The organism is Streptococcus sp. 2741 (assembly GCF_013276315.1).
Classification (GTDB): Bacteria; Bacillota; Bacilli; order Lactobacillales; family Streptococcaceae; genus Streptococcus; species Streptococcus pseudopneumoniae.
On record NZ_VMKU01000138.1, the window covers coordinates 1 to 9919 of the forward strand.

The following is a 9919-nucleotide window of genomic DNA, read 5'->3' on the forward strand; positions in this document are numbered from 1 at the left end:
AAAGAGCAAACTAGGAAGCTAACCGCAGGCTATACTTGAGTACGGCAAGGTGAAGCTAACGTGGTTTGAAGAGATTTTCGAAGAGTATTATTCCTTCTCAGCCAATTCTTTTCCCAGTTGGATGAGGTAATCTTTTAAGTCATCTTTGACTTGTGGATGTTTGAGGGCGTAGTCAATAGATGTTTTCATAAATCCAAACTTATCCCCAACGTCGTAACGAGCTCCTGTAAATTCACGGGCAAAAACACGCTGTGTTTTATTGAGCGTATCAATAGCATCAGTAAGTTGGATTTCATTTCCAGCACCAGGAGCTTGCTTTTCGAGGATATCAAAAATCTCAGGTGTGAGTAGATAGCGACCGATGATTGCAAAATCACTTGGTGCATCTTCGGTCGCTGGTTTTTCAACGAAAGTTTCAACGCTATAGAGTCCGTTGATTCCTTCACCTTGAGGAGCAATGACTCCATATGATGAAACGTCTTCGTGTGGTACGGGCATGACAGCAATGGTTGATGCGTGTGTCTTTTCGTAATCCTTCATCAGTTGTTTTGTCAAAGGAACGGCGTTCTCATCTGTGATGTCCATAAGGTCATCACCCAGCATAACAACGAAGGGCTCATTCCCTACAAAAGCTTTGGCTTGTAGGACAGCATCTCCAAGACCACGAGGGTGAGTTTGGCGGATGAAATGGAGGCGCATACCAGTTGCTTCATCTACCAATTTTAACAGATCTGTTTTACCTTTCTCTTTGAGGTTGTACTCAAGCTCAAAATTTGAATCAAAGTGGTCCTCAATAGAACGTTTTGACTTACCAGTGACAACCAGAATATCTTCAATACCTGATTTGAGAGCCTCTTCCACGATAAACTGGATAGTTGGTTTGTCTACAATTGGCAACATTTCTTTGGCAAGGGCCTTGGTTGCTGGTAAAAATCGAGTTCCTAGTCCAGCGGCAGGAATGACTGCTTTTCTAACTTTCAGTGCCATAAGAATCCTTTCTCTAGAGGGTTAAGACCACTCATTTTCTGCTTTAAATTCATTGTTCATGATGTCATAAATGGCATCTTTGATATTGGTTCCGTGGTAGATAACTTGGTAAATGGCTTGTGTAATGGGCATATAGACTCCAAGTTCTTGCGCTAGTTCATAGGCTGCTCGGGTCGTTGAAATTCCTTCAATCACCATGCCCATATTGGCTTCGATATCAGCTAGAGATTCTCCACGACCAAGGGCATCTCCAGCTCTCCAGTTACGAGAGTGGATGGAGGTTCCCGTTACGATCAAGTCTCCTACACCAGACAAGCCACTATAGGTCAATGGACTAGCCCCGAGTGCCACCCCTAGGCGGGTAATTTCTGCCAAGCCTCGAGCGATGATGGCTGCCTTGGCATTGTCACCAAATCCCAAACCATGTAAAGCTCCGGCACCGACAGCGATAATATTTTTAAGAGCACCAGCGGTTTCGACCCCGATAACATCCGTATTGGTATAAAGTCGGAAGTAGTGATTACTAAATAGCTCCTGAACGTATTGAGCTGTGTGTAAATCTTTAGAAGCAGCAGTGATTAAAGTCAGGTCACGCACAATGGTCTCTTCTGCATGACTAGGACCTGAAACAACGACAATATCACTGCGGAGATGTTCAGGAATTTCTTCTTCAAGGATGGTTGATAATCGTTTATGGCTATCAGGTTCTAATCCCTTTGATGCGTGCATGATGATAACCTTATGGTCCAAGGTTTGTGCAACTTGTTGGGCAACAAGTCGTGTCACTTTTGTTGGGACAACAAACAAAATCGCATCCACATCTCTCAGTGCCTCTGCTAAGTCGGTGTAGGCAATGATATTTTCATCTAGAACGACATCTTTAAAGTAGTGCTTGTTAGTATGATAGGTATTAATTTCATTGATTTGTTCGGGAAGATTTCCCCAAATACGTACCTCGTGTCCATTGTCATTTAAGACTTGTGAAAGGGCAGTTCCCCAGGAACCAGGCCCCAAGACGGCGACGGTTTGTTTTTTCATGATTTCCTCCTTAATAGAGTCCTTTCTCTTATTCTATCATATTCTAGAGGATTTTGCACTTGCATTGCTGGGAAGTGGTGTCTTTGTGACTTCAAAAATACACAAAAACCGGGGCTAGTATTAAACTCTCAGTCTTTAGTTAAAGTGAGAAGAAATCTGATAGATAGTTTGATTCAGTATATGCTTATAATAGAGGTAAACAACTCAGGAGGTTCTTGTAGCTTGCGAGAGTTTGGCGAAAAAATTAAAAGATTACGTTTGGCTAAAAAAATCAGTAGTTCAGAATTTTGTGGCGATGAGTCTGAATGAAGTATCCGTCAATTAATTAGAATTGAAAATGGAGAATCCAGACCAACACTAACAAAGTTAAAATATATCGCTGAACGTTTGGGGGTTGAAGATTACAAGTTGATGCCAAGTTATATAGAGTTGGATAAGGAATACCTAGAATTGAAGTATTTCTTGATGAGGACTCCTACATACGAAGATGAAACTATCGCCCAAAAGAAAGAGAGTGTTTTTGATAAGATTTTTGAAGAGTATTATGATAGGCTACCTGAGGAAGAAAGATTTATCATCCCAAATTATTCATATCTGGCACTAACGAACTACACAGTTCAAAAATCACCAGAAAAGCTAGTTAAACTACTGTCCTTCTGGTGATTTTGCTTAATTTCTGATGTTCGAGACATAATTGAGGAGATTTGTCTTGATTTTTTCCTAAAAAAGGGTAGACTCCTCCCTTGGTTTGATGCTCGATTTTTAAAATAAGGTGACTTATTCTGTTAGGCATGTTTTCCCCTGCCCTCTAGCTCTATATGGAACAGGGAGTATCAGATTTATCTGGCAGATTGTATCAAATAAGGCTTGAAATTGTTTTGAATAGGCGTATAGACTTGAGAATTTGAGAATATGTCGTCTAGCAGTAGAGACATATTTTCCGGCAATATGAAGGAAGAGAGGTCGAAAACGCTTGATAGTCAAGGCCTTTACTTCATCACCAGCTAGCTGCTTTAAAAAGAGGTAGAGATTATAAGCCAGATAGCCCATCATCATACGTACTTCATTCTTAACCATGGTCGAACTATCTGTCTTATCCCCAAAGAATCCTGCTTTCCTTTCTTTGCTAAAGTTTTCAGCATTCCCTCGTTCACGATAGAATTGAAACAGCTCCTCACTATCTACACTGCTTAAATTGGTCAAATGAACTTTTTTACAACCATAAAAAAGAGCACTTAATCGTACTCTTCTCTTTTAAGGATTAGTTGAATTAATTCAAATCCACTAGTTCTCCTGTTTCTAGGTAGACTAGGCGTTCACAAATGTTAGCAATGTAATCAGCGAAGCGTTCCAGATGCCCTATGATATAAAGGTATTGAGTTCCATTGGGAATTGAGGTTTCTTGGTCTTTCATAAGTCCAATGATTTCCTTTGATAAGGCATAATAATATTGGTCAATCTGTTCATCTTTTTGAGCAATACTAATAGCTTTTGAGGCTTGGTGCAAAGGAAAGGCAACCAATAAATCGGCTAGCATGCTGAGGGATAATTTACCCATTTGGTGTAACTGTTCTTCGTCAGGGGCTAGTTGATTTTCTTTTAGTTGCAAAACAGCTTTGGCAATGCCTGCCATATGGTCTCCCATACGTTCAAGGTCTGAACAAGAAGACATGATGCTAATCACAAATCGAAGGTCAGACACTTGTGGCTGCTGCAAGGCCAACAAACGGGCACAGGTCAATTCGATAGCGCTTTGACCTTGGTTGATAGCATGATCCTTATTGATAATTAGCTCTGCCATCTCCTTGTCTTTGGAGGCTAAGGCCAGTAAGGTTTTTGAAGCTGTTTCAAGGACAAGTTGCCCTAGTCCTAAAAAGGATTGTTCTAATTCATGCAATTCTAAATCAAATTGATTTCTCATAGGTTTTTCCTTCCTTATCCGAACCGTCCTGAAATATAGTCTTCTGTGCGCTGATCTTTTGGATTGGTAAACACGTCAACGGTATCTCCAAATTCGCAAATTTCTCCTGTTAAGAAAAAAGCAGTTTTATCTGAAATACGTGAAGCTTGTTGCATGTTATGGGTAACAATGATAATCGTATAATCCTTTTTTAGTTGCTGAATGAGGTCTTCAATTTTTAAAGTGGAGATAGGGTCTAAGGCTGAAGTCGGCTCATCCATTAACAGAATATCAGGTTCTACTGCTAAAGCTCGCGCAATGCAAAGGCGTTGCTGCTGACCGCCTGATAAGGACATGGCACTCTTTTTAAGATTATCTTTGACTTCGTCCCAAATGGCTGCCCCTTTTAAAGATTTTTCCACTAAGGCATCTAATTGTTTTTTGTCTCGAATACCATGTGTCCTTGGGCCATAAGCCACGTTATCATAGATAGACATGGCAAAGGGATTAGGCTGTTGAAAAACCATCCCTACACGCTTACGTAGCTGATTAAGGTTGAATTTGCTACTATAAATATCTTGCTCATCTAAGAGGACTTGGCCTTCAATATGGCAAGAAGGAACCAAATCGTTCATCCGATTAAGGGTTTTTAGAAAAGTTGATTTACCACAACCAGATGGGCCTATCAAGGCAGTAATCTGTCTTTCTGGTAATTGAATCGAAATATTTTTTAAGGCTTGAAAGTCCCCGTAAAATAAGTCTAGGTGTCTGACTGAAAATGTTCCCATACTAGGAAGCTCCTTTCACAAGTTTTCGAGATAATAAGCTTGATAGAGTATTTATCATTAAAACAGTAATAATCAAAATCACACCGGTAGCATAGGCTTCATTGACATGTAGCCCCTCACTTGACAGCATATACATATGCAGGGCTAGAGAACGACCTGAAGACATGAGACTACTTGGCGTATTGGTAGAGGTACCTAATGTATACATGAGGGCAGCTGTCTCACCAACGATACGGCCAATAGCTAGTATCACTCCAGCTAAAATACCTGGCATGGCAACTGGTAGAACAATTCTAAAAACAGTCCGTAACTTACCTGCCCCAAGTCCATAACTTGCTTGACGCATGCTATCACTAACAGATAAAAGGGCTTCTTCTGTTGAGCGAATAATGACTGGCAACACCATGATGACTGAGGTTAAGATTCCTGATAACAGAGAGTATTGAAAACCTAAGAAGACTACAAAGAAGAGCATGCCAAACAGACCAAAAACAATGGAAGGAATCCCAGACAAGGTATCTGAGGCCAATCGCATGATTTTAACACAAAGGGAATCTTTTTTTGTATATTCCACAAGATAAAAACCAGCAAAAATCCCTATGGGCAAGGCTAAAAGAAGAGCACCAAAGACCAGAATAACGGTGGAAATAATCGCTGGCATAAGGGAAATGTTCTCAGAAGTATAGGTCCAAGAAAAGAGGGATAGACTTAGATGAGGTAAGCCTTTGATGAGGATAAAACCAATGATTAAAAAGAGAGAGCCAAAGGTTAAAGCTGAAAAACAATAAACGAGAAGTTTTAGCAGGTATTTACTCATAAGATGATTTTCCTTTCAAGTAGGCAAAGTAGGCATTAATCAAGAGAATAAGGAAAAAGAGAACTGCTGAGGTTGCAATAAGGGCTTCCCTATGCTGACCTGATGCGTAAGCCATTTCCAGAACAATATTAGTTGTTAAGGTTCTGGTTCCTGAAAAGAGTCCACTTGGAATAATCGGCTGGTTGCCTGCCACCAAAATAACTGCCATGGTTTCGCCTACTGCGCGACCGATTCCTAAAATAACTGCTGATAAAATACCAGATCTCGCAGCTGGCAAGATGACACTAAAAATACTCCGTTCATGACTAGCTCCTAGAGCCAAGCTACCAGAATAATACGTTTTGGGAATTGTTCGGATAGCAGATTCTGACAAACTGATAATGGTTGGCAAAATCATTATTCCTAATAGTAACGAAGCGGTTAGGACACTCATGCCATTTCCTAAAAAGGTTCTAATCCAAGGCACCAATAATTGTAGGCCGAAAAAACCATAAACAATAGATGGAATGGCCGCCATCAAGTTGATAGCTGATTTTAAGAAGCCATAGACGGGCTTTGGACAATAATAAACCATAAACACCGATGTCAAGATGCCTGTTGGCACCCCAATCACAATCGCTCCTAAGGTAATTAATAAGGAACCAACGATCATTGGTAAAATACCATAGCTTGCCGGAATGTTCGTTGGCGACCAATCACTGCCTAATAAAAAACGGGTAAAGCCGTAGTTAGCCATGAAAGGCAAGCCATTACTAAAAATAAAGAAACAGATTAGCAAAATAGCTACAACAGCTACTGCTGCACTCATGAAAAAAATTGCCCTAAAAACTGCTTCCTTGAAGGCTTGTTTTGTCACATTTTGTCCTTTCTAGTGAAGAAAGTAAGGGAGATGCGACACCTCCCTACTTGCCTTCTTTATCTTATTGTACGATGAAACGTCTGCATCTCTTTAGAGATTTATGGAGCAAACATTTTATTTAATTTTGTCCCAGGTGGTTAATTTGCCACTAAAAACGTCTGCAAGTTTAGCCATACTGACTTGGCTTGCCTTATTGTCATTATTGACCACAACAGCAATACCGTCTAAAGCAATAGCATCATGGCTGAGACTCTCACCTTCTTCAGGAGTTAATTCCCTAGAAACCATACCAATATCAGCGGTTTTCTCCTTAGCAGCGGTAATACCTGCTGAAGACCCATTAGAGGTAATATCAATCGTAACTTCGGGATTTTCTTTTTTATAAGCTTCTGCTAATTTTTCCATTAAAGAAGATACTGAAGTGGAACCTACAACAGACAACTTGCCTGATAAGTGTTGGCTTGTATATTCTGTGGTTTCGGTTTTAGCTTCAATAAATTTATTATCTGTGACCACTTGTTGACCTTGTTTGGAGTGGATAAAGCTGATAAAATCTTGACCTAGCTTGGAAAGATTAGAAGACCAAACAATGTTGAAGGGACGTTGAAGAGGGTATTTACCATCTAAAACTGTGTCTCGACTAGCCTTGATACCATCAATCTCTAAAGCCTTGACAGATTTCGTTAAAGATCCCAAGGAGATGTAGCCGATAGCATTAGCATTCCCTTGAACTGCTGAGAGAACACCTTCTGTGCTATTTTGAATCACAGCTGTTTTGGCAGTGTTGTCAATTTTTTTATCACCGTCTTTTTTGAGAATCCCTGTGATTTCTGTGAAGGCACCCCGTGTTCCAGAGCCATTTTCTCGTGAAATCACCTCAATCGTTTCTGAAGCTGACTGTTTGGAAGCAGATGACTGATTGCCACAGGCAACAAGCCCAAATCCTGATAAGCCAATGGCTGCAAGAGTAAGCATTTTTTTGAATTTCATAAGAATCACCTTTATTTCTATGTATTTTCTTGTGTAGGATTACTACACTTATAGTCTAACAAGTCTTTGTAAAGGTTTATCCCTGATTCATGTAAAGATTGTGTAAAGAATCAAAAAAAGCCACTTTTGAAAAGTGGCTGCTCCTAAAAATAGCTTTAAAAATTATTAGTCCTGTGCGAAAGATTGGTTAGGAAGAAAAATCGTGAAGCAACTGCCTCTGCCAAGCTGACTCGTCACCGTGACTTGGCCACCTAATAATTGACTAAGTTCTTTGACAATAGCAAGGCCAAGACCAGTGCCACCAGTTTGTCTGCTTCGACCTTTATTAACTCGGTAAAAACGTTCAAAAATACGATCCTGCTCTAATTGACTAATACCAATCCCTGTATCTGACACAGAAATCTTAATGCCTTCGTTCACCTTTTGGGTCTTGACCTCAATTTTTCCCCCTTGTTCAGTGTAACGGATGGCATTGGTTAAAAGATTGAGTAAGATTTGGGAAAGTAATTGACTATCTGATACGAGAGTGACATCATCTGGCACCTGCACCTTTAGCTGTAAATCCTTCTTCTTGAGCTGAGGTTGCAAGCTTTGAGTCAAATCCTGTACAAATTCTGCCAAAGAAAGGGTCGTCCATTGTACAGGCATTTGTTGAGCCTTAGATAAGGTAAGAAGATGCTCAACAATATGCTCAAGACGCAAGCTTTCTTTGTAAATAATGTCTAGAAAGTCATCCTTGAGCGCTTCTTCTTCAACTGACATCCCCTTAATGGTTTCAGCAAAGCCCTTAATCGAAGTAACTGGTGTCCTCAATTCATGGGAGGCATTTGAAACAAAGGCTAAATTTAACTTTTCATAAGTTCTAATCGTTGTTAAATCATATAGCAAGACGAGCACAGCTTCCACAGATTGGGTGGGGCTAAAAACGGGAACTGCTGTCACTTCTAAAATCAAGTCACCCTCATGAAACCCACTTACTTCTTGTTTTAACCTTGTTTTTTGATCAAAGGCTTGGTGAACTAAATTCCGAATATCCATCCGTTTGAGGTCATCAAGTGAACTTATGTCGCCGTCCACATCGGGAAAATAATGAGGCAGAGAGCGACTGGATAATAACATCTGACCTTGAGCGGAAACTAAAAACGTCCCCATGGTTAGGTGCGACAGAAGAACCTCCATTGTTTCGGCTAGGTCCTTGTATTGCTGATCCTGTTGGGAGACTTTGGTTTTTAGGCCAGACACATACTGAGCCAAAGACTTTAAGTCTTCTTGCCCTTTTTCTAAAAAGTATTCACTACTGGTCAAGAGAGGTTGGTGCAAGGTCTCAAAAGCAACTTCCCATTTCCAAAGGCAAAAGAGCCAGTAGCTACCTAGTCCCAAAGAAAGGGCTAGAAGAAAGAGACCGATGCCTTTACTGATCCAAGTTAATGCCATCCCTGCAATCAGAATGAGGCTAACACTTAGATTGACTAGCCAAAATTGAAGGTAGCGTTTCATCTATAACTCCTTGAACTTATAACCATAACCCCGAATGGTTCGAATAAATTGAGGGGCTTTAGGATTGTCTTCAATTTTTTCCCTCAACTTACCAATATGAACGTCCACCAAACGTGTTTCCTGCCCAAAGTCATACCCCCAGATACGTTCCAAAAGACGCTCTCTAGTCAGTGTCATGTTGGGATGTTTCATAAGATAGAGCAAGAGTTCAAATTCTTTTGGGGTCAAACTCAGTAACTTATTCGCCTTGTAGACTTCATGACGCTCAGGGTATACTTTCAAGGTCCCAAATAGCCAAGAATCGTCAGCGATATTATCTGAATCATCTCCTTCTTGTTCTCCTTTAGTTCGCCTGAGGACAGCCTTGACACGCGCCAGCAATTCTCTAGGGCTAAAAGGCTTGGTCAGGTAGTCATCAGCCCCTAATTCCAAGGCCAAAACCTTATCAAATTCATCACTTTTCGCAGAAACCATCATAATTGGAGTTTTGACGCCTTTGGCTCTCAGCCGCTTACAAACTTCTATGCCATCTAATTGTGGTAACATGATATCAAGCAAGATAAAATCAAAGGGTTCTGTTTCTGCCAAAGCTAAGGCCTTCCGTCCATTTGTTACCAATTGAGTAGAAAAGCCTTCCTTACTTAAATGGTAGTCAAGCAATCTCAGAATGTGTTCTTCATCATCCACTAATAAGACTTGTTTTGTCATCTATTATCTCCTATTGGTAACATTATAACACAATTATCAGAAATCCTAACATTGCTAAATCAGATTAAATTTGCTTATCAAGACTAGGATCTGGTCAAACGCTCAATCATCTCCTTGTGCTCTAGATAGGTCGCCAGTAGATCTACCCTTTCAAATAATTCAAAATCCTCAAATTCAAAACCAGGAGCAACAAGACAAGAAACCAGAGCATAATCCTTATCAACTTCAAGAACTCCTCTCAGTTCTGAGGACACGGTAATGATTGATGCGACGGAAGTAAAAATCAATCGTCCTAAAAAACAATTAGCGAATGATTCTGGTAAAAAGAAATGCCA

The 9919-nt window shown here is 40.3% G+C and carries 10 protein-coding genes and 3 pseudogenes; 2 read left to right on the forward strand and 11 right to left on the reverse strand.

Annotated elements, in window-relative coordinates:
* Positions 1 to 87: 87 nt before the first annotated feature.
* Positions 88 to 987, reverse strand: coding sequence for a UTP--glucose-1-phosphate uridylyltransferase GalU (galU, locus tag HT671_RS10590; RefSeq protein ID WP_001185619.1), 900 nt, complete (start codon positions 985 to 987; stop codon positions 88 to 90).
* Between the two features lie 21 nt (positions 988 to 1008).
* Entirely contained in the window at positions 1009 to 2025 is a 1017-nt protein-coding gene (locus HT671_RS10595; RefSeq protein WP_000745045.1) for an NAD(P)H-dependent glycerol-3-phosphate dehydrogenase, read from the reverse strand.
* Between the two features lie 411 nt (positions 2026 to 2436).
* Here HT671_RS10595 and HT671_RS11975 point away from each other — a divergent pair, with 411 nt between their 5' ends.
* Positions 2437 to 2688, forward strand: coding sequence for a hypothetical protein (locus HT671_RS11975; RefSeq protein WP_007284768.1), 252 nt, complete (start codon positions 2437 to 2439; stop codon positions 2686 to 2688).
* Positions 2689 to 2802: 114 nt separating this feature from the next.
* Here HT671_RS11975 and HT671_RS10605 read toward each other — a convergent pair.
* The 9 genes and pseudogenes from HT671_RS10605 to HT671_RS10645 all read right to left on the reverse strand — a co-directional run.
* Positions 2803 to 3234: pseudogene (locus HT671_RS10605) on the reverse strand (transposase); the annotation flags it as partial.
* A gap of 61 nt (positions 3235 to 3295) precedes the next feature.
* Positions 3296 to 3946: a phosphate signaling complex protein PhoU gene (gene phoU, locus HT671_RS10610; protein ID WP_001245788.1), complete on the reverse strand. Its 651-nt coding sequence runs from the start codon at positions 3944 to 3946 to the stop codon at positions 3296 to 3298.
* 14 nt (positions 3947 to 3960) lie between these two features.
* A complete protein-coding gene (gene pstB / locus HT671_RS10615; protein ID WP_000536446.1) occupies positions 3961 to 4713 on the reverse strand; it encodes a phosphate ABC transporter ATP-binding protein PstB in 753 nt (250 codons plus the stop codon).
* 1 nt (position 4714) lies between these two features.
* A complete protein-coding gene (gene pstA / locus HT671_RS10620) occupies positions 4715 to 5530 on the reverse strand; it encodes a phosphate ABC transporter permease PstA (RefSeq protein ID WP_000049768.1) in 816 nt (271 codons plus the stop codon).
* Positions 5523 to 6386: a phosphate ABC transporter permease subunit PstC gene (pstC, locus tag HT671_RS10625; RefSeq protein ID WP_138703336.1), complete on the reverse strand. Its 864-nt coding sequence runs from the start codon at positions 6384 to 6386 to the stop codon at positions 5523 to 5525. The genes pstA and pstC overlap by 8 nt, the downstream gene beginning before the upstream one ends.
* 117 nt (positions 6387 to 6503) lie before the next feature.
* Positions 6504 to 7379, reverse strand: a complete 876-nt coding sequence (locus tag HT671_RS10630) for a substrate-binding domain-containing protein (RefSeq protein WP_023939915.1) — start codon at positions 7377 to 7379, stop codon at positions 6504 to 6506.
* A gap of 165 nt (positions 7380 to 7544) precedes the next feature.
* Entirely contained in the window at positions 7545 to 8876 is a 1332-nt protein-coding gene (locus HT671_RS10635) for an ATP-binding protein (RefSeq protein WP_023939913.1), read from the reverse strand.
* The gene (locus HT671_RS10640) at positions 8877 to 9584 is read right to left on the reverse strand and encodes a response regulator transcription factor (RefSeq protein WP_000166478.1); all 708 of its coding nucleotides are present in this window, start codon (positions 9582 to 9584) and stop codon (positions 8877 to 8879) included.
* Positions 9585 to 9667: 83 nt separating this feature from the next.
* A pseudogene (locus HT671_RS10645) lies at positions 9668 to 9808 on the reverse strand (cupin domain-containing protein); the annotation flags it as partial.
* Between HT671_RS10645 and HT671_RS11805 the strand changes: the two are divergent.
* Positions 9801 to 9919, forward strand: a pseudogene (locus HT671_RS11805) (IS5/IS1182 family transposase); the annotation flags it as partial. The pseudogenes HT671_RS10645 and HT671_RS11805 sit on opposite strands and share 8 nt — an antisense overlap.

Coding starts and splice junctions, on each gene's coding strand:
- galU (WP_001185619.1), bottom strand. CDS start 987: ATGGCACTGAAAGTTAGAAAAGCAGTCATTCCTGCCGCTGGACTAGGA.
- HT671_RS10595 (WP_000745045.1), bottom strand. CDS start 2,025: ATGAAAAAACAAACCGTCGCCGTCTTGGGGCCTGGTTCCTGGGGAACT.
- HT671_RS11975 (WP_007284768.1), top strand. CDS start 2,437: ATGCCAAGTTATATAGAGTTGGATAAGGAATACCTAGAATTGAAGTAT.
- phoU (WP_001245788.1), bottom strand. CDS start 3,946: ATGAGAAATCAATTTGATTTAGAATTGCATGAATTAGAACAATCCTTT.
- pstB (WP_000536446.1), bottom strand. CDS start 4,713: ATGGGAACATTTTCAGTCAGACACCTAGACTTATTTTACGGGGACTTT.
- pstA (WP_000049768.1), bottom strand. CDS start 5,530: ATGAGTAAATACCTGCTAAAACTTCTCGTTTATTGTTTTTCAGCTTTA.
- HT671_RS10630 (WP_023939915.1), bottom strand. CDS start 7,379: ATGAAATTCAAAAAAATGCTTACTCTTGCAGCCATTGGCTTATCAGGA.
- HT671_RS10635 (WP_023939913.1), bottom strand. CDS start 8,876: ATGAAACGCTACCTTCAATTTTGGCTAGTCAATCTAAGTGTTAGCCTC.
- HT671_RS10640 (WP_000166478.1), bottom strand. CDS start 9,584: ATGACAAAACAAGTCTTATTAGTGGATGATGAAGAACACATTCTGAGA.